We start from the raw sequence: 25281 nt of genomic DNA on the forward strand, positions 1-25281 counted from the left end.
AAGAGCACAAAAAAAGCACGCATCCCTAAAAAAGGGACGAGTGCTTGTGTGCTCGTGGTTCCACCCTACTTCGACTGCTCTTTATTCCTATCGCAGCAGTCCTCGTATTATCTGGTAACGGAGATTTCCGGTACAGCATACTGCTATAGCACTCAGCTTCATAAGAAACCAGCTATAGGTTGGGCCATACAGCTTCAAAGGGGTACGCCTGTGGACATTGTGGAAGGAAATTACAGCCAAGTTTCCTCTCTCTGGACCAAATATCATAAACAGACACATGTCTTTTTCATTGCCGATTACATCGTATATGTGTGTCATTATAGCTCGACTTGCGCGTTTGGTCAAGGCTATAAGCTTCAAATAGACAGTAATTTCGTTAATTCGCCTATGGCTGAACGAGTTCATCAAGGCTGCTGCTGCAGGATGCGCATTGTGTGCAAAGCGTGACACGCTGGTCAAAAATCGTTTGAATCGTTCGAATCACTTGCATATCCTGCTGCCTCGTATGAATCGTAATATGCTTTGGAGATACAGCAATCAGCGAGCTGATTACCATGTCTTCGATGTTCATTTCCGTTTCAAGCATTTCGGCTACGATACGATCGGTTGGAGGGTTCGGATCAAGCGGTTGAAACTTTTCGTCATAGAGCATGAATTCATGACCGCCCTTATGCAGCAAATGCACCATAGGCAGCTTTGTATCTTGAAGAAATACAAAATATTTTAACAGGGAAATAAACTCCTGATATTGTTTATCGAGCACATACTCATCTAATGCGTATTCCACAACTTCGGCTAGTTCTTTACGATAGGGCTCAAGCCTGAAGGTTGTAAACCCCTTCACATTAAGCTCCGTGTTATCCTGCAAAAAAAGCTCGACCTCTGCAGCCACTTTGCTTTTCCTTCTTAGGCGATCCGCATCCAAAAATCTCGTACCAAGGCTATCCCATTCTTTCCCATGCAGTAAATCATGACAATACCGCTCAATAGCAGCTGTATCGGCTGAACTGTTATGGCGATACTTTCTGCGAATAATAGCAGCAAGCATACCTGGCTCCATCTCACTTACCACAAATTCAGCTATAGCTAGTGACGCCGCTTTATATACGATGTGACCATGCGTTTTTAACTGAAAATGTGGCAACAGCGCTAGACAGCTTATATTTTGATCCGATACCTGCTGAAACTCGATGACGGCTGTTTGCTCCGTTTTTGAGCCAATATGTAAATCGACAAGCGCTTGTTCCTTCAACAATTGAGTTAGTTTATTAACCGACTTTTGGAGACTTGCAGGTAACGATACCGTGAATAGCTCCATCAGCTCACCCCTTTCTTTCCTTATCAGTATATGGTGACGCGTTCGGGGATATACGATGAAGACATTGGAATGTAAGGGAAGCAAGCATACAAAAAAACGTTTGCCGAACTTCCCACTTTGGAGCGAGAAGTTCAACAAACGTATTGATACTGCTTATATCGGTCTAAAAAGCATTAATTTTGCATAACAAAATCGAGATCTGCTTTATCGGATTCATTGTAAACCTTCAAAATATTATATTTTGTATCGCGTTGAGCCGGAATTTTGCCGCACTCGCGAATAAGCTGAAGGATAAGTTCAATGTTCACTTTATGTGTTGTTCCAGCTGCTGAAACGACATTTTCCTCAATCATGGTGCTTCCGAAGTCATTGCAGCCATAGGAAAGAGATAACTTGCCCATCTCAGGCCCCATCGTCACCCAAGAGGATTGGAAATTCGGAATATTATCAAGCATGATTCGGCTAGCTGCAACAATACGCAAATATTCCTCTGGCTTTGCTTTCTCAAGCTTCAGGTTTGTATTGTCCGGCTGGAAAGGCCATGAAATAAACGCCAAGAACCCCGTCGAATCATATTTGTTCGCAATGCACTCATCTTGAGCATCACGGATGCGCAGCATATGTAATGCGCGCTCTTCAACGGTCTCACCTAGACCATAAACCATCGTTGCAGTCGTATTCATACCATGACGGTGTGCAGACTTCATCACATCCATCCAGTCCGTCCAAGAGCCCTTCATGCGGCTGATCTTGCGGCGTGTGCGATCGTCCAAAATTTCAGCGCCGCCGCCAGGCAAAGAATCAAGTCCAGCATCATGCAGTTGTCTAATCACTTCATCGAGGGAGAGGCCATCTGATACAACCTTCATCTTCTGAATTTCCGCTGGAGAGAACGAATGCATCGTTATGCCCGGGAAATGCTGTTTAATTTTGCGAAGCAGATCCAAATAATACGTAAACGGCAAATCTGGATTCGTACCGCCCTGCATCAAAATTTCAGTTCCACCCACATCGATCGTTTCTTGAATTTTGCTCAAAATCGTATCGTCAGGCAGTACATAACCCTCTTTAGAGCCTGGAGCGCGATAAAACGCGCAAAAACGGCAATAAACATCACATACGTTCGTGTAGTTTACATTTCGACCAACAACAAAAGTCGTTATTGGATCTGGATGATGCTTGAGCATAATTTGATTAGCTACATGCCCCATCTTTTCAATCTGATCCGAAGCTAATAATTCCATGCCTTCTTCGAGCGAAACACGCTCGCCGCGCAACGCTTTATCCAAAATATGGTCCAACGTTCCCATTCCGCAAGACCTCCTTATTTCCGTTCTATTTATGCTAACCATCACTTCATCCTAACATAGATCTCTAGTGCAAGTCACCCGCCGTATGATGGCATCTCGCCCTGAAATAAGGAAAAACACGGCATGTTCGTTAGAACATCCGTGCTTTCCTTTCTTTTAGTCCCATTTAGGCACGAAGCGCATTATCCAAATCTTCAATAAGATCCTCAATATCCTCTAGACCAACTGAGTAACGCACCAAGCCGTCCGTTATGCCGCGTGCATGACGCACTTCTCTTGGCATTGCTGCATGCGACATCATAGCTGGGTAAGAAAGAATGCTCTCTACTGCACCTAAGCTGACAGCTACTAAAGGAATTTGAACCTTGCTCAGCAAAGATTTGGCACGTTCTCCACTTCCAACATCGAAAGATACAACAGCTCCATACCCAAGCGACTGCTTCTCATGTATCGCCCGGCCGGGGTGATTCTCTAAACCAGGATAATAAACCGCTGTTACTTCCTTATGCTCCGACAACCATTCAGCTAGTCTGCGAGCGCTTTGTTCGCTATATTCCATCCGAGCTTTCAAAGTTTTCATGCCGCGCATCAACAGCCATGATTCTTGGGCGCTCAGAACCGTTCCCATTCCGTTTTGAAGCTGTTTCAAGCGTTTGCCTAATCCTTCATCTGCGGTAACTGCAAGCCCAGCCAGCACATCGCTGTGGCCGCCTAGAAACTTTGTCGCACTGTGCAAGACGATATCGACGCCATGCTCGATTGGACGCTGATGATAAGGGGTCATAAACGTATTATCAAGTATCGTAAGCAAGCCATGCTCTTTCGCCCATGCTGTCGTCTCTGCAATATCTGTAATTTTGAGTGTCGGATTAGAAGGCGTCTCCATAAATACTGCTTTCGTATTTGGTTTAAGCGCCGCCTTAACCGCTTCAAAATCCGTCATATCTACAAAAGTAGACTCAATGCCCAGTCGATCCAAAATCGTCGTTAGCAAGCGGTAAGTTCCGCCGTATACATCCTCTGTAACGATGACATGCTCACCCGCAGAAAGCAGCAAAAACGTTGTCGAAATTGCAGCCATGCCTGATGCAAAAGCGAAGCCGCGAGCACCGCCCTCTAGCAAAGCGATATAATCCTCTAGCGCTTGGCGTGTAGGATTGCCCGAGCGGCTGTAATCATATTGCGGCGGGTTGAAAATATCATGATGATGGAACGTTGAAGCTTGATAAATTGGTACGCTTGAAGCTCCTGTATGCTCGTCAATTTCTGCTCCGAAATGCAGCAGCTTCGTTGCAAACCGGCGATCTTGAGGTTGAATTTTGTTGTCGTTGCCCATTAGTTGTTAACCTCCTCGATTTCGCGTTTGGCAGCTTCGAGTGCTTGCGCCAAGTCACTGATCAAATCATCCGCATGCTCAATTCCAACAGAGAAACGAAGCAGACGGTCGTCAACGCCAATCGCTTGACGAATTTCAAGTGGAATATCAGCATGCGTCTGAACCGCTGGGTAGGTCATCAAGGATTCAACTCCGCCCAAACTCTCAGCAAATGCAATGAGCTTAATATGACGAAGAATTGGCTCCACATAACGAGCGTCCTTTAATCGGAATGAGAAAATGCCAGTATTGCCGGAAGACTGTTTGTTCTGAATTTCATGGCCTGGATGGTGAGGCAATGCCGGATAATAAACATCCTCAACGGCTGAATGCTCAAGCAAATAATTAGCAATTGCGGTAGCATTAAATTGGTGGCGCTCCATACGGAGAGCGAGCGTCTTCATTCCCCTCATTAGAAGCCATGAATCCTGAGGCCCGAGCACCGCTCCAATTGAATTGTGCAGGAAGGCCATCTCATCGGAGAGCTCCTTGCCTTTGGTTACAATTAGACCAGCAAGAACGTCATTGTGACCGCCTAAATATTTGGTTGCGCTATGAATGATAATGTCAGCACCAAGTTCTATAGGACGTTGGAAGAAAGGCGTAAGCAGCGTATTGTCTACAATAGTAAGCAAGCCTTTTGACTTTGCCCACGCAGTTACTTTCTCAATATCCGTAATCATCATAAGCGGGTTAGTTGGTGTTTCGATAAGTACCGCTTTTGTGTTCGGCGTCCATAATGCCGCCATCGCATCAATATCGTTGGTATCCACATAAGATGCCGTCACACCAAATCTCGACATGATCCGCTCCAACAAGCGATAAGTACCGCCATACAGATCAAGAGATACGATCAAATGATCGCCCTGACTAAATAAGGCGAATATCGTTTGCAGCGCAGCCATGCCGGAGCTACAGGCAAATGCCGCATCGCCTGCTTCTAATTGTGCAGCCGCTTCTTCTAGTACCGCTCTGGTTGGGCTTTTGGTACGCGCATAATCAAATCCTGTACTCTGTCCCAGCTTAGGATGACGAAATGCTGTTGATTGGTACACTGGAAAACTTACCGCTCCAGTTACAGGCTCTTTAATAGATCCAATCTGTGCTAAATGGCTCTCTATCTTCATCTTTATATAGCGCTCCCTTATTATATGGTTTTAAATGCCTCCACCCAAATCATACGGTGTTTGCTGGTAAACATAATAATTAAGCCAGTTCGAGAATAATAGGTTGGCATGCGCACGCCATGTTGATAACGGCGGGTTAGCTGGGTTATCACCTGGGAAATAATTTTTTGGTACATCTATTTGGTGGCCTTTGGCTTGATCGCGATCATATTCATATTTAAGTGAAGTTGGATCATATTCGGAGTGGCCTGTAACGAAAATTTGTCTGCCGTCTTTTGAAGCCACGATGTATACGCCCGAATCCGCTGATTCCGATAAAATATCGAGTGTATCAAGCTTCTCGATGTCCTCGCGGCGTACCTCTGTATGACGAGACTGCGGAACAAAAAACATTTCATCAAAGCCTCTCAGCAAATTAACATTGCGTTTTTCAATTGTGTGCGGGAACACACCAAACATTTTGCTGTCCAAGCTGTATTTGGGAACATTAAAGTGATGATAAAGCCCGGCTTGTGCAGCCCAACAAATATGGAAAGTTGAAGTTACGCGCCTTGCGCTCCAATCCATAATTTCTTTCAGCTCTTCCCAGTAGTTTACATCCTCGAAAGGCATATGCTCTACCGGCGCGCCTGTAATGATGAGGCCATCATAATATTCATCCGAAATTTCATCGAATGTTTTATAGAAGGATTCCAAATGATCGGCTGAGGTGTTCTTTGATGTATGTGTTCTTGGATGCAGCAGTACAACCTCAACTTGTAGCGGCGTATTGCCGATAAGTCTAAGCAGCTGCGTTTCGGTTGTTTCCTTGGTAGGCATTAAGTTCAAAATCGCAATTCTGAGCGGCCTAATATCCTGATGGTAGGCGATGCTCTCATCCATGACGAAAATGTTCTCGTTGTTCAATACCTCTTTGGCTGGTAAATTGTCAGGCACTTTAATTGGCATAGGTATCACTCCTCTAGAAGCAGTATGACCGCTTGAACATGAAAAAGACCCTTTCTGCTGTGAGAAAAGGTCGTATGCTCAGTAAATAAGCCATCCGCCTCTCTCATCTCTCAGAAACATTAAAGTTTCCGCAAGAATTAGCACCGTGCGTTTTACACGCCGGTTGCCGGGCTTCATCGGGCTAGTCCCTCCGCCTGCTCTTGATAAGAAAGTAGTCTATTCAATTTTCCGCGGTTTCATTTCACCTTCACTTTAATGCATTCTGACAATTGCGTCAAGATCCTCTATTCATATCCTTGACATTTGGATGAAAAAACGATTGTTTTTAGGCTTGAATGTAAAGCTGACGCGGGAGTATACTAGACAAGAATTATTTCATTTATTTGACTTATAAAGGGGTGCATATGGACATGGAAGGCGACCGACCGAAGCCTGAAAACTATCGAATACGGTTACTGCCGGCCAAGTCCGATTCAGCCGGCAGTTTCCTCTGAAGAAAGAAAGGAGTGACTCCGGATGAAAATCCGCCTTGTTAGCAATGGCATGTTCACCACTATTGAAGATATTAACGAAACACTTATTCCCTCAAAAGAAGGATTTTACTGGATTGACGCTGATGTGGAGGATCTTGCTATTTTACAGCCCCTATTCAGCATGCACGATCTGGCAGTTGAGGATTGCCTCAGTGAAGAGGAGCAGCGTCCAAAAATTGAAATTTACGAAAGCCATTATTTTATCGTAATCAACAGTATACGATTTGATGACGAAGAAATCTTCTTAAGGGCACTCAATATTTTCCTTGGCCGCCACTTCATTATTACGGTCACCAAGCAAAAAATTAACGAGCTTCGTTCTCTAAAGCCTGTGCTGTGGGAACAAGAGGTTAGCCGGCCCGATTATTTCTTGTATCATCTCGTCGACATTGTTGTCGATAATTATTTCCTCGTTGGCGACCGTATTGATACGCGCATCGAAGCGCTTGAAGAAGATATACTAATGCATACGAAGAAATCGCATTTGAACGAAATCATCGGGCTCCGCGGTGAAATATTGTGGCTGAGGAAAGTGCTCGGTCCACAACGCGACGTCATTGCAACGCTTAACAAAAAAGATCTAAAGCTCATTGACGATCAGCTGCAAAAATATTTCAGCGATATATACGAGAACGCCTTGAAAATTGCCGAGTCCTTCGATACGTACCGCGATCTCATGGGCAACTTACGCGAAGCTTATCAGTCCAGCGTATCCAACCGTGCCAATGAAATCATGCGCGTATTTACAGCAATTACGACTATATTCATGCCGCTGACCTTTATAACCGGCATCTATGGGATGAATTTTGATTTCATTCCAGGCCTTCACCTTCGCTTAGGATCATACATTTTACTTGGTATCATGCTGCTGCTTGGCATAAGCATGTTTTATATTTTCCGCAAAAAAGAATGGCTCTAGAGACCTGTGCCATATTCATTACAGAGCTGCACTCGTACGGGCAATTTATGCCGAACGAGCTGCAGCCTTTTTGCTGTAATGGCCGCTATCCTTTATAATAGTAGAATATGAGTTTGAGCATTAAGTACCTATGAGAGGGGGATTGACGTGAATATTAGTCAGCTTGAAACACTCCTTACGATATCCAAAACGATGAGCTTCCGGAAAGCTGGCGAGCTGCTGAATCTCACACAGCCTGCTGTTTCGGCACAAATCAAAAGCCTTGAGGATGAATTCAAAACGATTCTCATTAATCGCAATCAGCCAGTTACATTAACGGAACACGGACAAGTTTTTTTGGAGCATGCGGAGCAAGTTCTTTCGATCGTGGAAGAATTGAAGCAGAAGCTTTCCGATATGAACCTTACGCCGCAAGGACACATATTACTCGGAACTACGGCTTCAATAGCGATTCAGATTTTACCGCGCGTGCTATCCTATTTTCAAAACCAATTTCCTTTTATTAAAACAACGATTCATTCCATGCCCTCATCCCAAGTTATGGCCAGTGTCGAGAACGGGTCAGTCGATATAGGGATTACATATCTTTCTGAAAAAAATCCGAACGTTTCCTCCTCCGTCCTTTATTATGATACATTCGAGCTCGTCGTCCCTCCTTCCCATCCCATGAGCAGGTTGACGCATACGACAGTTGATACGCTCAAGGACATTCCAATGATTATGCTTGCTCCAGACACGCTTGGCAGGCGATTTGTCGATCAAATTTTTCGCAAATACAATATTCAACCCAATATCGTAATGGAGGTTTCCAGCAGCGAGGAAGTGAAGCGCATGGTTGAAATTAATCTAGGCGCCGCAGTCGTATCCAAACTTTCGATAGCAAACGAACTCCGTATGGGTACACTAAAAATGATAAAGGTCAACGAGCTTGAAATAAGTCATCCCGTTGGAGTGGTTTATAAATCAGGCCGTTACATCAATACCGCACTGAAGCAATTTTTAAGTGATTTAAAAGGCATGCCTGAGCATCAATTCATTAGCAGCGAATAGTCGACAAGAAGCTTCCACTAGACAAACAACTAGGAGAGATAAAAAATGAAATTCGACTTACATACCCATCATTTTAGATGCGGCCATGCCGACGGCAATATCGAGGATTATATTTTAGCCGGAATTGAAGCCGGGCTTCAGGTTATCGGCATCTCGGATCACTCCCCTTTCTTTTATCATGAGAATGATCAGCCTTCGCCAGGCATTGCAATGGCAAGAAGCGAATTCACCAATTATGTTAATGAAGTATTGCGGTTGAAGGAGAAATACGCAGGCAAAATCGAGGTTATGCTTGGAGTAGAATCGGATTTCTTCCCTAAATATGTGGACAGCTACAAAAAAGCCTATGACGGCGTGCCCTTCGATTATATCATTGGTTCTGTTCATCAAGTTGGCGACGTCAGCATATTCAATCGTAATCGCTTTAAAAACTTAAATGAACAGCAGCATATTGAAGTGAAGCAAAACTACTATGATCTTATTAAACAATCTGCACGCAGCGGCATGTTTGATATTTTGGGACATATCGACGCGATGAAGGGGTATTACCCTGCTTTCTCCGATATACCTGCTAATAAGGAAATTGATGATGCTTTGCAGACGATTGCCGAATGCGGCGTTTCCATAGAGATTAATACATCAGGCAGCACCAAAGATGTAGGCGGATGGTATCCGTCGGATGCGATTTTAGAGCGAGCACTTCATTTTGGCGTAAATGTGACGTTTGGTTCGGATGCGCATAAGCCAAGCAGAGTTGGCGAAGATTGGGAGCTCGTGCAGAAAAGGCTGAAGGAAATTGGCTTCTCGCAGTGGGTTTTTTATCGCAAGCGCCAGCAAGTTATTGTACCGATATAAGAGCTCATGAGGGGCTTTAGACAAAAAAAAGTGGACCTGCACGTCGCAGGTCCCAAAAGGATATATTAAAAAGGGGGTCTTGTTTATTATAATAGCCCACTAATGTAATGAGACGATAACAGAACTATTTCATTTGTGTAACAAATTTGAGGGGTTGGAAAACGATGTGGCTCATTACAGCCATCAGCAGCGCTATTTTATTTGGACTAGCAGGCTGGTGGATGAAAGTATCACAAATGCGGGGCGGCTCTACAAGAACGCTGCTGCTCGGATTGTATGCTTCTGGAACATTAGGTTTTGGGGTACATGCGGCGCTTGAAGGAACGTTGTTCTTTCTTGCTGATCCGAGGGTATGGATTGCAGGCATCATAATAGGAGCAGGCTCAGCGTGGGGAAACGCTTTGTTTATGAAAGCACTGCACTTTGGACCCGCCAGCTTGACCTCTCCCCTAACGAATATGAACATTATCTTAGTTGTCGCTTTAGCGACCTTGTGGTACAACGAGCCGCTCAGCGCTTCGGAGGCAATTGGCATAACTCTGCTTCTGCTTGCTGTCGTCTTTATTGCTCATAAACGAAAGGAACCGCTCACGATTACAGAAAAAAGATGGTTCATTCTCGTCTTTTTGGCAGTCGTGCTATTTGCGCTGCGCAATGGCGGATTAAAGGTCACCGATGAATTGGATCTTCCTAGCGCCCCGATCCTATTCATTGCTTATGCCCTCTCGCTCTGCTGGTTTCTCATCCCGGTCAAAACGACCGCTGCACGTTCCTCAGAGCGAACTGGGCTTTGGCTCGGCATTGTTGCGGGTCTGTTCTCATACGGAGGATTGCAGCTATATGCAGTCGCGATTGCTACCGGACAAGCGAATCTTGCAGCGCCTATCTTTGCTACGAACAGTCTTGTCGTAGCAGCTGGCGCTATTATATTTTATAAAGAGAAGTTGACGATCCTGCAGTGGACAGCCTTTGCTTGTACCATTCTTGGGTTGATTGTTATACGATTGTAATTCGCGAACGCTTTTCCTGTATTTCCCTAACTTTAATATAGTAAATATAATATACGATCAAACAATCGCATTCCCACTGAAATTAACTTACTTTTAGTTTGTTCGTATGGTACAATAGTATTACAAAAAGCGGGGTGATACGGTTGGATTATTCGACAATGTGCCCAAAGTATGAAGCCGCAGCCGACATTTTAGGCAAGAAGTGGACTGGCAGAATTATTCGGGTATTGCTTGGAGGACCAAAGAGGTTCAAAGAGATTAAGGAACAAATTCCCGAAATGAGCGACAAAATGCTAACGGACCGGATGAAAGAGCTTGAAACATTAACGATTATTAAACGTCAAGTGTATCCAGAAATGCCTGTACGTATTGAATATGAGCTAACCGACAAAGGCAGGGAGCTTCAGCCAGTCATTGAGTCCATTCAAACTTGGGGCGAACAATGGATGTAAGATAAAAAACCGCTTAGGCGGTTTTTTTTATTGCCTTCTCTTCTTTTATCTGGAATTGACAAAGGATTATTTATCTACTATCATTGATAATAATAATCAATATCACAATATGTAAATAAAAAACCCCCGATCAGATCGAGGGTTTCCTATAAATCAATTGGACTACATGCCAAGCCATTTTTTGAATAGATGTTTGGTTGTATCTTTATTGATTGCTGCGATTGAAGTCGTAAGCGGAATGCCCTTCGGACATGCGCGAACACAGTTTTGCGAGTTGCCGCAGCCTTCGATGCCGCCATCTGTCATCAGTGCATCCAGACGTTCTTCCTTGTTCATCTCACCTGTTGGATGAGCATTAAACAAACGAACCTGTGAAATTGCAGCAGGACCGATGAAGCTGTTCCGATCATTTACGTTCGGGCACGCTTCAAGGCAAACACCGCAAGTCATACATTTGGAAAGCTCATAAGCCCATTGACGCTTCGTTTCTGCCATCCGCGGTCCAGGACCCAGATCATACGTTCCGTCGATTGGAATCCATGCCTTAACGCGTTTCAAGGCGCCAAACATGCGCTCACGGTTAATAACAAGGTCACGAACTACTGGGAATGTTTTCATTGGTTCAAGACGAATCGGCTGTTCAAGCTTATCGATCAAAGCGCTGCACGCTTGACGAGGCTTGCCGTTGATAACCATTGAGCATGCGCCGCATACTTCTTCCAAGCAGTTGGAATCCCAGCATACAGGAGCCGTGCTTGCGCCGTCTGCCTTTTTCGGATTACGTTGAATTTCCATCAAGCCGCTAATTACGTTCATATTAGCGCGGTAAGGAATTTCAAACTCTTCCGTATATGGTTTGGAATCAGGAGTATCTTGGCGAGTGATGATAAACTTAACCGATTTTGTAGCTACAGTCGTTTCAGCCATCATTATTCTCCTTTCTTCTTGTCGCTCGAGTAATCACGTTTACGCGGCTTGATCAAGCTTACGTCGATATCCTCGTAAGAAATTTGTGGACCTTCCTTCGTCCATTTCGCAATCGTCGATTTCATGAAATGCTCGTCGTCGCGTTCTTGGAAGTCTGGTTTATAATGAGCGCCGCGGCTTTCGTTGCGCAGCAATGCGCCTAGCGTCATCGCTTCAGAAAGCTCAAGCATGTTCCAAAGCTGACGAGTAAAGGCAACGCCTGCATTGTTCCATTGCGCTGTATCGTTAATGTTGATATTCGCATAACGCTGCTTCAGCTCTTTGATCTTGTGGATCGTTTGCTCCAGCTTGTCATTAAAGCGAACTACCGTCATATTGTTCGTCATCCATTCGCCTAGCTCTTTGTGAATGACATATGCATTTTCAGTACCCTTCATATTAACGATGCTGTTGTACTTGTCCGTTTGACGCTTGTTCTCGCGGTCAAATACGGAGGAAGCTACATCTTCAGCTGATTTCTTCAAGCCTTTGATATACTCAACAGCTTTTGGTCCAGCTACCATACCGCCGTAAATAGCGGATAGCAAAGAGTTCGCGCCAAGTCGATTCGCACCATGGTATTGATACTCGCACTCACCGGCTGCAAACAGACCAGGAATGTTTGTCATTTGATTGTAGTCAACCCACATGCCGCCCATGGAATAGTGAACCGCTGGGAAGATTTTCATCGGGATTTTCCGTGGATCATCGCCCATGAATTTCTCATAGATTTCAATGATACCGCCGAGCTTAACATCAAGCTCCTTCGGATCTTTGTGAGACAAATCAAGATAAACCATGTTTTCTTGGTTGATACCAAGCTTCTGGTCTACGCACACGCTGAAAATTTCACGAGTCGCAATATCACGAGGAACAAGGTTTCCGTAAGCTGGGTATTTTTCTTCTAGGAAGTACCAAGGCTTACCGTCTTTGTACGTCCAAATTCGTCCGCCTTCACCGCGCGCTGATTCCGACATCAAGCGGAGCTTGTCATCGCCTGGAATAGCGGTTGGGTGAATTTGAATGAACTCGCCGTTTGCGTAGTTAACGCCCTGCTGGTAAACTGCGCTGGCAGCTGTGCCGGTGTTGATAACAGAGTTCGTTGTTTTGCCGAAAATAATACCAGGACCGCCTGATGCAAGAATAACTGCATCTGCACGAACCGTGTGAACCTCCATCGAGCGAAGATCCTGTGCCGAAACACCGCGGCAAATGCCGTCATCGTCAACAACAGCGCCAAGGAATTCCCAGTGCTCGAATTTGTTAACTAGTCCAGCTGCTTCCCAGCGGCGAACTTGCTCATCCAGTGCATAAAGCAGCTGTTGACCTGTCGTTGCGCCTGCAAATGCTGTACGGGAATGCTTCGTGCCGCCGAAGCGACGGAAATCCAGCAAGCCTTCAGATGTACGGCTGAACATAACGCCCATCCGGTCCATCAAGTGAATAATGCCTGGTGCCGCATCACACATTGCTTTAACCGGCGGTTGGTTGGCGAGGAAATCTCCGCCGTATACGGTATCGTCGAAATGCTCCCATGGAGAATCGCCTTCTCCTTTTGTATTAACAGCGCCATTGATGCCGCCCTGTGCACATACTGAGTGGGAACGTTTGACCGGTACTAGTGAAAACAGATCAACGTGAACGCCAGCTTCTGCTGCTTTGATGGTAGCCATCAAGCCTGCAAGACCGCCGCCTACGATGATAATTTTATTTTTAGCCATAACGTTTCGCTCCTTGTCTACAAACTAACCGATATTCGTAAGTGCCAATGCAGCACTTGCAGCTTCTTTGAATTGATCTCCGCTGAATGCGATAAGCGAAAGAATGAACAATGCTGATACGACTACAAAAACGCCCATGCAAATATATGAAGAGATGCGTTGAGCTTTCGGGCCGATCGTAATGCCCCAACTGATCAGAAACGCCCAAAGGCCGTTGCTGAAGTGGAAAACAGCTGCTAATACACCAATAACATAAAGTACAAAATAAGTAGGGTTGCTCGCAATCTGATTCATCGTTGATCCAAGTTCCTCATGCGTGATGTTGCCGAGATAAACTTGAACCCGAGTTTGGAATACGTGCCAGAAAACGAATACAAAAGTAATTACCCCTGTAATCCGTTGTGCGGTAAACGCCCAGTTCCGGCCGTACTTAAAACGTCCCGTATTCGTGTTCGATTGGTAAGCGACATACAAGCCGTAAATACCATGAAACAATAGCGGGAGGTAAATGCCGAAAATCTCGAGCAGCGGCAGCACGGGCATGCTGTTAATGAGAGTTACGCCTTTGTCAAAGCCTTCAGGCCCGCGTTCAAACGCCTGGTAGTTAGTCAGACCATGCACGACGATAAATCCGCCGAGTGGAATGATCCCGAGAAGCGAGTGAAGCTTGCGCGAGAAATACGAATTTCCTTTCATGTCATTCCTTCTCCTTTCAAAACTGTGAGTGCTAGCATGCTTTTTCTTAAAATATAAGAATGTATCGGTTTCCCCTTTATACATTGCTTATATTCCAGCGCAAACGAGGTGCTGTGCAGCCAATGGTTGTCATCAGCAGTTTACGCTTGGCAAATCATTCTACATTGTAACCCCAGCATGTATGTCCGTCAACAAAACTCGACACATATTAGCCACACTTCCCATCCTACTCCTTTTAAGCTTATAATGGAATTGCTTATTTTTTATAATTTCTTATAACAAAATGACATAAGGGGTTTCATTCATGAATGAAGAGATGCATGTCTTCACCGTTATTGTGGAACAGTCCAGTATGAACAAGGCTTCCGCCTTGCTAAACCTGTCTCAGCCTGCACTTTCTCGCAAAATTGCCAAGCTTGAGCAGGACCTGGGCTCTCCTTTGTTTCATCGCATCGGAAAGCGGCTGGAGCTTACTCGAATTGGGCAATTGACCTATGAATATGCTTTGGAGCTTCGCCAGCTTCATCGCAAATATTTGCAAACCGTCTCTGAGTTCACCTCGGCTGGGCATACGACCCTGACCATTGGCGCAAGCTTGACGACGCTTCAAACGACTTTGCCCGATCTCATTCAAAGCTTAACTTCTACCCATCCCGAGATCGACATTAAAGCGATTACCGGCAAGACGCACGAAATCGTATCGCTCGTACGAGATCACAAAGCCGATATCGGCATTGTCGCCTCTAGTATTGAGGATTCAACGCTGCGGTGCATTCCGCTGTTTGAAGATCATCTATCGCTCGTGGTGCCTCGCAACCAAGTCATTACCGATAAAGGTACGCTAGGTATACAGGATGTGACCGGCATGCCGATGATCTTGTTCTCCAAAGGCACTTGGTACAGGTTGTTGACCGACGAGCTGTTTGACAAATATCATCTTCAGCCGGATGTGCGAATGGAAATTGATTCGTTTGAAGCTATACTTCGGCTGCTGCATACTTGCCGTGCTGCGACGCTCCTGCCTCAATCGTATATGCGCAATCAGCTGCTTGAAGACAATGATCTTACCGTCATTCCCATTCGAGAACTTGAGGATACAAAGCGCACCACCTCGCTCATTCATGCGGATTCGGCCGCCCTCAGCCCGTCCGTTCGTCTATGGATCAATGAGCTTGCAGCAGGCTTCCCCAGCAAAAAGGACAGCAGCTTTTAAAATAGCTGCTGTCCTTCAGCATTTCCAATATTGCACTTCCAAATCCATTTCAGCCTAATCTGCCTTGTCCAAATATAAGCCTCTTCCACTACATAAAAAAATTAACGGATAACCGATGCTTCAAAGTCTTCTATTTGCTCATTTGTTCCTATAATAACCATGACATCACGAAGTGAAAGGACATCCGTTGCTGTCGGAGCGATGATGATGCCATTTGGCTTATTTATGGCTACGATGCTGCATCCAAATCTTGCTCGCGGATTAAGGTCATGCAATGACTTGCCATCCAAGCATTGCGGTACGGCAAGTTCGGCGATCGTATACTCTTTGGAAAGCTCGATATAATCTAATAGATTTGGGGATACAAGCTGATGCGCAACTCGAATACCCATATCGCGCTCAGGATAGACCACGCGGTCGACACCGATTTTCTCAAGCACCCGGCCATGCAGTTCAGTCAAAGCTTTCGCTACAACTTGCTTCACTTCCAAATCCTTAAGCAGTATGGTTGTCAAAATGCTGGATTGAATGTCATCGCCAATCGCGACAACTCCGCAATCAAAGTTTCTTACACCCAAGGAGCGCAGCGCTTCTTCATCCGTACAATCAGCTGATACAGCATAGGTTAGAATACCGCTCATGTCCTGAACGGCTTCCTCATCCTTATCTATTCCAAGCACCTCATGGCCAAGCTGGACGAGTTCGCGCCCTAAGCTCGAACCAAATCTTCCTAAGCCGATGATGACAAATTGTTTCTTTTTAATTCCCACTTGCAAAGTCTCCTATCCAATCGTAATTTTGCCTTCTGGATGCCGATAAAGCTCTTTCTCTGTACGAGGCCCAAGCGCGTATGCGAGCGTCAGGGGTCCAAGTCTTCCGGCAAACATGGTTAATGCAATGACTATTTTCCCAACAAGACTCAGCTCTGGCGTAACACCAACGGATAATCCTACTGTTCCAAATGCTGATGTCGCTTCAAACAACAGCTTTATAAAAGCTTGATCCTCCGTCATCGACAAGATCATCGTTACAATAATGACAAGCGATAAAGAGATCAAAGTAATCGTGAGTGCTTTAAAAATTCTGTCTTTGCCTAATCTGTAACGGAAAAGAACGATGTCCTCTCGTCCTCTAATCATTGCAAATACAGCGCCGACCAGCGTTGCAAAGGTTGTTGTTTTGATGCCGCCGCCCGTCGAGCCGGGCGAGGCGCCAATAAACATTAATATAATGGTGAAAAACATCGTCGCTTGCCGGATAGCCGTATAATCAAGCGTATTGGCTCCTGCCGTCCGCGGTGTTACCGACTGGAAGAACGAGGACAAAATTTTCCCGCCCCAGTCCAGAGAGCCCAGTGTCTTCGAATTCGAGAATTCAAAAATAAATATGACGAGTGTCCCTACTGCAATAAGTGTTCCTGTCATAGATAGCACAACCTTGCTGTGCAGCGACAGCTTGCGGTTTTTGCGGAACTCCATCAGGTCCGACATAACGACAAAGCCAAGTCCGCCCGAAATGATCAGCATCATAGCTGCAATATTGACGACTGGATCAGAAACGTATAAGGTCAAGCTGCGATAGTTCCCAAAAATATCAAAACCAGCATTGTTAAACAATGAAACCGCATGAAAGGCTCCAAAATAAATCGCTTTGCCCAGCGGCATATCAAATGCAAACCTCGAAGCAAACAACGCAGCGCCAATAAGCTCTATTGTCAATGAATACACAATAACGCGTCTAATCAAACGCACGATGCCTTCCATGCTCGACTGGTTCATGGATTCCTGCAGCAAAAGCCGCTCACGCAGCGAAATCCTCTTGCGAAGTACGAGCGCTACCAGCGTTGCCATCGTCATAAATCCGAGTCCGCCAAGCTGGAACAGGCACATTAATATGATTTGACCCCATATAGAGAAATAAGTTCCGGTATCAACGACAACTAACCCTGTTACACAGGTTGCCGAAGTTGCAGTAAACAGCGCATCTATAAAAGGCAATCTCTCACCGCTTACCGATGCAAAAGGCATGGATAATAATAAGGCACCCAGCAATATAATAAGAGCGAATCCACTTACCAAAATTCGCGGGGGTGACCACTTCAAAACGTTCCAATTAACCTTCATTCATTTCCCTTCTTTTTGATTATGTCATATCGTCATTTATTGTTTTTAAGCATAAAAAAAAGCACTGGAAACTCAAGTGCTCGTGCGATGAGTCCTGTTCCAATACGCCTTCGAGGTTAGCTGACGGATTCGGGCCTGGACAGGCAGCCCTATTCAGCGGAAGAAGACGATGCTTCACCGCTAAAATTCACCCCATGCTATCTAATGTTGAACTGCTTTGCTTTCAGCAGGTTCATCCATTTAGACAACTTTATGGTTCCCCCGATTTCCTTAGGAAATTCGGCTATGCTATGCAATTAGTATGACGATAACGATTATAATCCCTAAGCACTCCTGATATAAAGGTGACGTTTATGACAAACAGGACGATATTAGCTCAAATTAGGGCAATGGGACGAACCAGCACATAGCTAGCTTGCTGGACATCGTTATTTCGCATTTTTTTGAAAACAAACGGTCATTTTCATTGGATAATTTAGGGATTCATATGTTAAGGTAATAAAATGAGCTATTTATTATGAAGACAGTTGAGGTGAAACTATGATTGATTCTATTAAACCCAATGAATGGAAACGATTTATATGGGCAGCAGTTGCTTGCTTTATTATTTATGGAGCCGTACAAATCGTTCCAATGATTACAGCTATCTCATCTGGCGAAATGAATACCAAGGTCATTACGAAATCAGCGGCGGAGGATAAGGCGTCTGCATTTGTTGAAAAAGAAACAGGCTTGAAGGTGAAATCAGCTAAAGCCGTACATCAAACCGATAAAATTATGAATGGCTACTTATCTAAATATGAGCTAGTCAAAGCATATACGGATAAATATGACCCTAGGTTTCCTACAGATACGTTTCAAGTTGATCTTAAGTTCATAGGCGGCGGCAGCGGATATGTTTATCTACATATGCATAGCGGGAAAGTCGTAGCTTGGAACTTGAAGCTTGAGGGAGAACAGCTATCAGATGCAGATAAAGCAAAAGAAGCTATTGCCTTCCTAACCGCAGGAAATTTCAGCGGTACTGAATTCATAGGCGGTCAAATATTGCCTAATGGCGATTGGCAGCCTACGCCTCCTGCAGGTTATTCCATTAAAAATGCTCATCTTAACGTATTGGTTAACGCTCTTGTCGTGAATGACCGTACGATCATTACTAAATATAAACCGATATTCGAGGCACCATCCGATTACATAAACTATGTAGAGAAACAAGATAAAATAGCTGGATACCTTACATCTATCGGTTATTTGTTCATGAGCTTCGTTTTATTCGTCTTAGCTATTATTTACTCCGTTTTGTATCGAAAACATACATCCTTTAAATACGGAATCGTATTAACGATCATTTATTTAATTACTTATACGATCATGAATTTAAACGTTCTGGATGGTATCCGGGCTACGCTCGGCGAGACGGATATGGCAGGCGCTACCGTTTCGATCACTGCCATCGTAAGTGTTCTGCTGGCGATTCCAATGGCAGGTTCCATTTATGTATCCATCGTTGCCGGAGACGGCCTCTGGAAGGCGCAGGGCCGCGCTTTATGGCCGCGCTTTGGTCAGAGAGGGTATGGCGATTATGTTTGGCGCAGCGTGGGCTTGTCCTATTTATTCGCGATCATCTTATTCGCAATTCAATCGGTTATCTTTATCGCCTTGAAGCTGTCCATTGGCACTTGGGAAACATCAGATGCCTCACAATCCCCATACAATATGGGTATTCTTTGGCTAATGCCCGTGCTTGCTTGGGCTGCCGCAATTGGCGAAGAAGCCGTATTCCGCTTCTTCGGTATTGGACTATTTCGCAGGTGGTTTAAAAACACGTTTGCCGCAGCACTGCTGCCTACCTTCTTCTGGGCGCTCGGCCATGTGATGTATCCTTTTTATCCGTCCACAACGAGATTGTTTGAGCTGATGATTATTGGGCTGTTGTTCAGCTTTATCTTCGTTAGATACGGCTTCATTACAGCCATGTTCACCCATGCCATCTTCAACAGCGTTGCAGTTGGCCTATCCTTGCTTACTATTGGAACAGCACCGAACATAATCTCGGCTATTTTCTTCTCCGTGCTGCCGGTACTGATTGCATTTGTTCTAAAATATTTAAGTCACAAAAAAGAGAAGAAGCCGTCTATGACGACGACTCCTCCCCTAGAGCAGCTATAATTTGCGAAGCTAATTTATCACCAATAGATAGAGGCCGGAAGTCTTCGACTGAGGCCTCTTTTATTTTTTTGATCGAGCCAAAATGCTTGAGCAGCAGCTTGCGTCGTTTCTCGCCGATGCCTGGGATCGAATCGAGCTTCGACTCCACCATGGACTTGGCGCGCTGCTCGCGGTGGAATGTAATCGCAAAGCGATGCACCTCATCTTGAATGCGCTGCAGCAAATAAAACTCCTGGCTGTCCCTTGGCAAAGGAACAATCTCCGCAGGATCTCCAGTCATAAGCTGCGCTGTCTTATGCTTCGCATCCTTCACAAGACCGCAAACTGGGATGTATAAGCCAAGCTCATTCTCAAGCACGTCGAGCGCCGCAGATATTTGCCCTTTGCCCCCATCGACTACAATCAGATCCGGCGGAGCTAATTCCTCTTTCACTACACGCTCATAGCGGCGCCGTATGACCTCGCGCATCGTTTCGTAATCATCTGGACCTTGTACTGTCTTAACCTTGTATTTACGGTACTCCTTGCGGTCTGGCTTGCCGTCCGTAAAGACAACCATAGCCGAAACTGGATTCGTACCTTGAATATTGGAGTTATCAAATGCCTCAATTCGGCGTACTTCATCCAGTCCTAGCCAGCCTGCAAGCGACTCTGACGCTTTGACGCTTCGTTCCTCATCTCGTTCGATGAGCCTGAATTTCTCGTCCAGCATCACCCTTGCATTATCGATAGCCATCGTTACGACCTCGCTCTTGCGTCCGCGCTGCGGCATAAGCACCTTAACCTTCAGCCAGCTGTGCAAGGATGCAATGACATCGTCAGCATGCGTAACGGCTGCCTCATCAACTGCTGCCACACCGCCCGCTGATTCCACCGCTTCCAGCTCAGGCGGTATTGGCAGCAGGATTTGCTTAGGCAATGCTGGATTATCGCTATAATACTGCGTAACGAATGTCATGAAATCATCATACTCTTCCCCGTAATAAGGAAAAGTTGTGCCGTGCCGCTCAATGAGCTTCCCTTGGCGCATGTACAATATTTGAACGCACATCCAGCCCTTATCTACTGCAAAACCAAAAATATCACGGTCAAGCGCATCGGACATCGTAATCTTCTGCTTCTCCATGACCGCATCGATTGCAATCAGCTGATCTCGCAGCTCCTTCGCCCGTTCAAATTCAAGTTTCTCAGCTGCTTCCTCCATCTTGCGCTGCAGCTCATTTTTCACGACATCTTGACCGCCGTTCAAAAACTTTGAAATTTCTTGAATCATCCGATCATATTCGCTCTGCTGCACATCAAATTCACACGGTGCAATACATTGTCCTAGATGATAATACAAGCACACCTTATCTGGGAGTGTCTTGCACTTGCGAAGCGGATACAGCCGGTCCAGAAGCTTCTTTGTCTGCTGAGCGGCATAAGCATTCGGGTAAGGGCCAAAGTACTTGCCCTTGTCTTTAATGATACGTCTTGTGACCTCGAGCTTCGGATGTTTCTCGTTCGTAATTTTGATATAGGGGAACGTTTTATCATCCTTTAACAGGACGTTATATCTTGGATGGTATTGTTTAATTAAGTTGCATTCTAAAATGAGTGCTTCCATATTGCTAGAGGTTACAATGAATTCAAAATCACGAATTTCTGATACGAGCCGCTGCGTCTTGCCGTTGTGGCTGCCGTTAAAATAAGAACGCACGCGATTTTTGAGTACTTTTGCCTTGCCAACATAAATGATAACGCCTTCGCTGTTTTTCATGAGGTAACAGCCTGATTGATCCGGGAGCAAAGCTAGTTTGTTCCGTATCGTCTCTTTTGCCTCTGCAAGCTGCTGCTCTGCCTGCTCCCGATCCGTTTGCTGATGATCCATGCTCTCGCCTCCGACTGCCAAATGATTCTGTTCATATTTTATCATAACTCGGCTATACTTTGTTTTACAATTGTCACCGGTTCTGGCTTTACAACTGTTTATCTGTTTGAGTATACTAATATAAGTTGAATAAACCGATACTACATAAAGACGACCGTAAATTGGTTGTTACTTACGCAATCGGTCTTTTTCAAGGAGGACGTCAACGATGGAAAACGTAAGAGACCCGCGCGAGCATTTTAACGAAGAGCCTCGCCATGACTTGATGGACGTCGTGTTCGGCTTTGGCGGCATGCTCGGTTTAATGACCGTCATTTTCGCTGTTGCTGTAATCGTGAAATTCATCATTTCATAAGAAAAAGGAGCAGCGAGCTGCTCCTTTTTTTTGTTGCCTATCAACGATACGCAGCTGATTAATCAGATATAATTCCGCTATGCTTGTTGCTTTCTCATTAAATAAGGATATAAGAAAATAAGTCCCAGTATATAAAGCAATAACGCAAACAACGCAGGTGAAAGATGCAAAAAATCGATATAACCGATAGATAGATGAACACTTAAGCCCGCATAGAAGCCCGGTGCTCCGCCAAGCAGCAGCGTCCACCATATCCAGCGCAATCCTTGCTGGATTCCCCATAGCGCAATAATAAGAATGGCCAGCGCAGCACAGAACAACGCTCCGCCAAATCCTGCTCTATCATGGGCTATCAACGGGATGAGTTTCAAGTTCGCCCCATTCAGCTCGTTATGCGTCGTATTCAAATAAACCAAATCCGACTGTACGAACACCTCTGTAATCCCAACGCCTGCGATCGTTAAACCGCCTACAGCCAGCGCAAAGCCCAAAACAACAAAACAAAATTGTCCATACATCGCCAAACGCCATAATCGATCATTGCGAACATTAACAGGCAAGCGATAGGGCTGATCCGGATTTCTGCGCATGGATAGCAGAAACATCGGGAACAAAACCGCAGCAGCTAGCGCATGCAGCGGGTCGAAATAACCGTAGCCAAGAAATAAGAAAAAGCTTAAAAACCCAACAATACCAGACGTCATCAAAGCCGTTTTAGCCCAGTGCAGACTATGCTTTAATCCATGTCTAGCCAGCTGAACATACAATATGCCGATTGTAATCATCGTTCCGGAAAGCGTAATTCGGTCATGAGACATAAAATGCAGCAGATGATGGTTGATTTGCTTCAGCTCGTCCAACGTCATGTCTATAAAATTCAAGTCATAGGATAGCAGTACCGTAGTCGCAGCAATAATCCATGACAATATCCCGCCAATAATCATGCCGATTCCAAGCAGGAGCATCCAGCCCCAATGCTTCCAGAATGATGGTGTCACTTGCGCAGGGTGATCTCGCACCTGCTCATAAATGACAGCTTCATTAATCCGTTTTGGCAGACCAGGCCCTGCATAAATCAGTCCGCTGTGAAGTAGAACGGCGTTAGCGCCTGCTTTCAGCAAATCTAACGCATCCTGCGGCTCATGCACGCCCCCGCCCGCTTTGATTAGCAAGTGGGAACAGCATTCCTTTCGCAGCAGCTTTATTTTTGCCAACGTAAGTGCCTTAGCCTCTTTACCCACGCTTGCGGCATAGCCCTCGTTGTTAACTTCGCAAATTGCTTCTCCAATGACCACGCCTCTCCAAACTCCCTCTGCTGCGTGGATCAGGGAGATTAAGCTGTCATTAGAAAAGTCAGGCGGAACATAAATAAACAAAGGTTTATTAGCATGCGGTTGTGCGGAAGCGTATCCGGCTATTCCTTTCAAAATAGTGAGGGCTTCTTCGAGGCTCCTTGAAGAATGCAGGACATCAACATAAAAACCAGCCGCACCTGCTGCATTTAACTGTACCATCATGCTTTTAAGTTCGATTAGAGCCTGCTCGCAAGAAGCATGCGGCATTGGAGCAATTCTCGCCAGCTGCGGCAACGAATGTCCGGGCTTTCCCATACGCTCAGCATACTGCTCTACACCGTCGTTTTCATAATAATCTGGATATCGAATGGTTTCATTTAGGATGTCATTCGTTATAGGCTTATCACTCTTAATTTGCTTGACGGTGATTGGACCATACTCGATAAAACCAATTCCAAACTGAGCAAGCGCTTTATGCGCCACTCCTTGCGGATCTAGACCGCCTGACAATCCCACGCTTGTAGTTAAGGCAATGCCTGCTAGCTTCTGCTCCAAGTGAGGTGATGGCTCCATATGCCCAAGTGTACGAATGACAAAAGTACCGCCCGGGATGCTGCTCAGCGTTCCCATTGCTTTTAGAGTCAGTGTTCTGCTGAGCCTAGAAGGAAGCCTGAATAAAAGTGGTCGAAACAAGGACTGATAGGACCAATCCGGCATTAATATTCTCCTTATGGATACTTTTCTTCCAGTATACAACAAACCCAATGCCTGCGCGGCATTGGGTTTGTTGTATATTTATCGAATCTATTAGGAACTACTGCACAATTCTAAGCGCTTCGCCCGTTGATGAATTGTCCCGCTGCTTCGATTGCTGTGAAGATTCGGACGGAACCTGCTGCTTCTGAGAGGGACCATCATAACGTGTTCTTTCCGTCCGGTCGATCTGTACAATTCTTCCATCATGAACAGTGATCGTTACATGCCCATAATTAAGACCCGTTACTTGTTCAGAAATACGCTCCAGCCATTGCGCATCTAACTCTAGCGGTTTTGCCATTTCAAACCCCTCCATTATTGTCATTTATTCAGCTTTCTCCGCCGGCTTCTGCGTGCCAGACTTCCATTCTACAATGCTCTTCACGATCATCGTTACGACCGCTAGCATGACGAGCAAAGAAGCAACAGCGAATGAGGCCGAAAATTGATATTCGTTGTACAAAATCTCAATGTGCAGCGGCAGCGTATTCGTTTCTCCGCGGATATGGCCGGATACGACAGATACAGCGCCGAACTCGCCCATTGCTCGTGCATTACATAAAATAACGCCATACAATAATCCCCACTTGATGTTTGGCAAAGTAACCTTCCAAAAGATTTGCCAGCCTTTAGCGCCTAAGCTTGCAGCTGCTTCCTCCTCTTGGACACCTTGCGCCTGCATCAATGGAATAAGCTCGCGAGCAACAAAGGGGACCGTAACAAACACGGTTGCAAGCACGATTCCCGGAACTGCAAATATAATTTGGATGCCACGCTCATCGAGCCAAGGACCCAAAAAGCCCTGTGCGCCAAATAACAGCACATAGATCAATCCAGAAATGACTGGCGACACAGCAAACGGCAAATCGATTAACGTAATTAAAATATTTTTACCGCGAAAGCGAAATTTACTGATAGCCCAGGCCGCAGCAATACCAAATACCGTATTCACAGGAACTGCGATTAATGCAACGATAAGCGTGAGTTTAAGCGCTGACAAAGCATCCGGCTCCGTAATCGAATCAATGTATACGCCTACACCTTTTTTTAATGCTTCAACAAATACCGATGCCAGCGGCAGCAGGACAACTAATCCAAGAAACAGCATCGCAATGATAATAAGCAGCCATTTGACGGGACCTGACTCTGTAATATGCCTCGGACGTTTGGAAGCTTCTGCATTCGTGTGTACTGTAATTGCTCCAGCCATTTATATGGGC

22 protein-coding genes and 2 riboswitches are annotated in these 25281 nt (G+C 45.3%); of the genes, 8 read left to right on the forward strand and 14 right to left on the reverse strand.

From position 1 onward, the window contains the following. Positions 1-385 precede the first annotated feature (385 nt). The 5 genes from ytxC to metA form a co-directional block, all read right to left on the reverse strand. Entirely contained in the window at positions 386-1318 is a 933-nt protein-coding gene (gene ytxC / locus AC0VYE_RS25930) for a sporulation protein YtxC (protein WP_475443415.1), read from the reverse strand. 173 nt (positions 1319-1491) lie between these two features. Continuing rightward, entirely contained in the window at positions 1492-2628 is a 1137-nt protein-coding gene (gene mqnC, locus AC0VYE_RS25935; RefSeq protein WP_076267590.1) for a cyclic dehypoxanthinyl futalosine synthase, read from the reverse strand. 166 nt (positions 2629-2794) lie between these two features. Next, a complete protein-coding gene (locus tag AC0VYE_RS25940) occupies positions 2795-3964 on the reverse strand; it encodes a trans-sulfuration enzyme family protein (RefSeq protein WP_076267589.1) in 1170 nt (389 codons plus the stop codon). Continuing rightward, complete coding sequence (locus AC0VYE_RS25945; RefSeq protein ID WP_076267588.1) at positions 3964-5130, reverse strand: aminotransferase class I/II-fold pyridoxal phosphate-dependent enzyme; 1167 nt, start codon at positions 5128-5130, stop codon at positions 3964-3966. Before AC0VYE_RS25945 ends, AC0VYE_RS25940 begins: the two co-directional genes overlap by 1 nt. A 30-nt stretch (positions 5131-5160) precedes the next feature. Continuing rightward, the gene (gene metA / locus AC0VYE_RS25950) at positions 5161-6078 is read right to left on the reverse strand and encodes a homoserine O-acetyltransferase MetA (protein ID WP_441876797.1); all 918 of its coding nucleotides are present in this window, start codon (positions 6076-6078) and stop codon (positions 5161-5163) included. A 100-nt stretch (positions 6079-6178) separates the two neighbouring features. Further along, positions 6179-6288: riboswitch (SAM riboswitch) on the reverse strand. Positions 6289-6594: 306 nt separating this feature from the next. On the opposite strand from metA, the gene corA reads away from it, so the two are divergent. The 5 genes from corA (at position 6595) to AC0VYE_RS25975 (ending at position 10897) form a co-directional block, all read left to right on the forward strand. Then, entirely contained in the window at positions 6595-7530 is a 936-nt protein-coding gene (gene corA, locus AC0VYE_RS25955; RefSeq protein ID WP_076267586.1) for a magnesium/cobalt transporter CorA, read from the forward strand. Between the two features lie 147 nt (positions 7531-7677). Next, positions 7678-8580, forward strand: coding sequence for a LysR family transcriptional regulator (locus AC0VYE_RS25960; protein ID WP_076267585.1), 903 nt, complete (start codon positions 7678-7680; stop codon positions 8578-8580). A 45-nt stretch (positions 8581-8625) separates the two neighbouring features. Beyond that, on the forward strand, positions 8626-9435 hold the full coding sequence (locus AC0VYE_RS25965) for a histidinol-phosphatase (RefSeq protein ID WP_475443420.1): 810 nt from the start codon (positions 8626-8628) through the stop codon (positions 9433-9435). Between the two features lie 164 nt (positions 9436-9599). Continuing rightward, entirely contained in the window at positions 9600-10445 is an 846-nt protein-coding gene (locus AC0VYE_RS25970; RefSeq protein WP_475443422.1) for an EamA family transporter, read from the forward strand. Positions 10446-10588: 143 nt separating this feature from the next. Continuing rightward, entirely contained in the window at positions 10589-10897 is a 309-nt protein-coding gene (locus AC0VYE_RS25975) for a winged helix-turn-helix transcriptional regulator (protein ID WP_076267582.1), read from the forward strand. 162 nt (positions 10898-11059) lie between these two features. On the opposite strand, the gene sdhB is transcribed toward AC0VYE_RS25975, so the two are convergent. The 3 genes from sdhB to AC0VYE_RS25990 are packed head-to-tail and all read right to left on the reverse strand — an operon-like array spanning position 11060 to position 14280. After that, a complete protein-coding gene (gene sdhB, locus AC0VYE_RS25980; protein WP_076267581.1) occupies positions 11060-11824 on the reverse strand; it encodes a succinate dehydrogenase iron-sulfur subunit in 765 nt (254 codons plus the stop codon). Between the two features lie 2 nt (positions 11825-11826). Then, complete coding sequence (gene sdhA / locus AC0VYE_RS25985) at positions 11827-13584, reverse strand: succinate dehydrogenase flavoprotein subunit (protein WP_076267580.1); 1758 nt, start codon at positions 13582-13584, stop codon at positions 11827-11829. 24 nt (positions 13585-13608) lie between these two features. Next, a complete protein-coding gene (locus AC0VYE_RS25990; protein ID WP_475443425.1) occupies positions 13609-14280 on the reverse strand; it encodes a succinate dehydrogenase cytochrome b558 subunit in 672 nt (223 codons plus the stop codon). Positions 14281-14584: 304 nt separating this feature from the next. On the opposite strand from AC0VYE_RS25990, the gene AC0VYE_RS25995 reads away from it, so the two are divergent. Next, the gene (locus tag AC0VYE_RS25995) at positions 14585-15493 is read left to right on the forward strand and encodes a LysR family transcriptional regulator (RefSeq protein WP_076267578.1); all 909 of its coding nucleotides are present in this window, start codon (positions 14585-14587) and stop codon (positions 15491-15493) included. Between the two features lie 101 nt (positions 15494-15594). On the opposite strand, the gene AC0VYE_RS26000 is transcribed toward AC0VYE_RS25995, so the two are convergent. Further along, on the reverse strand, positions 15595-16257 hold the full coding sequence (locus tag AC0VYE_RS26000; protein WP_076267751.1) for a potassium channel family protein: 663 nt from the start codon (positions 16255-16257) through the stop codon (positions 15595-15597). A gap of 18 nt (positions 16258-16275) precedes the next feature. Next, positions 16276-17616 (reverse strand): TrkH family potassium uptake protein, encoded by a 1341-nt coding sequence (locus AC0VYE_RS26005; RefSeq protein ID WP_076267577.1) that lies wholly within the window; start codon positions 17614-17616, stop codon positions 16276-16278. Positions 17617-17706: 90 nt separating this feature from the next. After that, a riboswitch (cyclic di-AMP (ydaO/yuaA leader) is annotated at positions 17707-17911 on the reverse strand. 245 nt (positions 17912-18156) lie between these two features. Between AC0VYE_RS26005 and AC0VYE_RS26010 the strand changes: the two genes are divergently transcribed. After that, positions 18157-19785 (forward strand): CPBP family intramembrane glutamic endopeptidase, encoded by a 1629-nt coding sequence (locus tag AC0VYE_RS26010; RefSeq protein ID WP_475443428.1) that lies wholly within the window; start codon positions 18157-18159, stop codon positions 19783-19785. Here AC0VYE_RS26010 and uvrC read toward each other — a convergent pair. After that, positions 19751-21655: an excinuclease ABC subunit UvrC gene (gene uvrC, locus AC0VYE_RS26015; protein WP_076267575.1), complete on the reverse strand. Its 1905-nt coding sequence runs from the start codon at positions 21653-21655 to the stop codon at positions 19751-19753. The two genes, AC0VYE_RS26010 and uvrC, sit on opposite strands and share 35 nt — an antisense overlap. Before the next feature lie 208 nt (positions 21656-21863). Here uvrC and AC0VYE_RS26020 point away from each other — a divergent pair, with 208 nt between their 5' ends. Beyond that, positions 21864-22010, forward strand: a complete 147-nt coding sequence (locus tag AC0VYE_RS26020) for a YqzM family protein (protein WP_144376731.1) — start codon at positions 21864-21866, stop codon at positions 22008-22010. A gap of 77 nt (positions 22011-22087) precedes the next feature. Here the strand turns inward: AC0VYE_RS26020 and AC0VYE_RS26025 are convergent, their stop codons facing one another. From AC0VYE_RS26025 to cysW, 3 genes are all read right to left on the reverse strand, one after another. After that, positions 22088-24022, reverse strand: coding sequence for a dihydroorotate dehydrogenase (locus tag AC0VYE_RS26025; protein WP_475443431.1), 1935 nt, complete (start codon positions 24020-24022; stop codon positions 22088-22090). Between the two features lie 97 nt (positions 24023-24119). Then, on the reverse strand, positions 24120-24362 hold the full coding sequence (locus AC0VYE_RS26030; protein ID WP_076267573.1) for a YezD family protein: 243 nt from the start codon (positions 24360-24362) through the stop codon (positions 24120-24122). A gap of 24 nt (positions 24363-24386) precedes the next feature. After that, positions 24387-25271, reverse strand: a complete 885-nt coding sequence (gene cysW, locus AC0VYE_RS26035; protein WP_076267572.1) for a sulfate ABC transporter permease subunit CysW — start codon at positions 25269-25271, stop codon at positions 24387-24389. Positions 25272-25281: the final 10 nt, after the last annotated feature.

It is taken from the genome of Pristimantibacillus sp. Z349TD_6 (genome assembly GCF_056173205.1).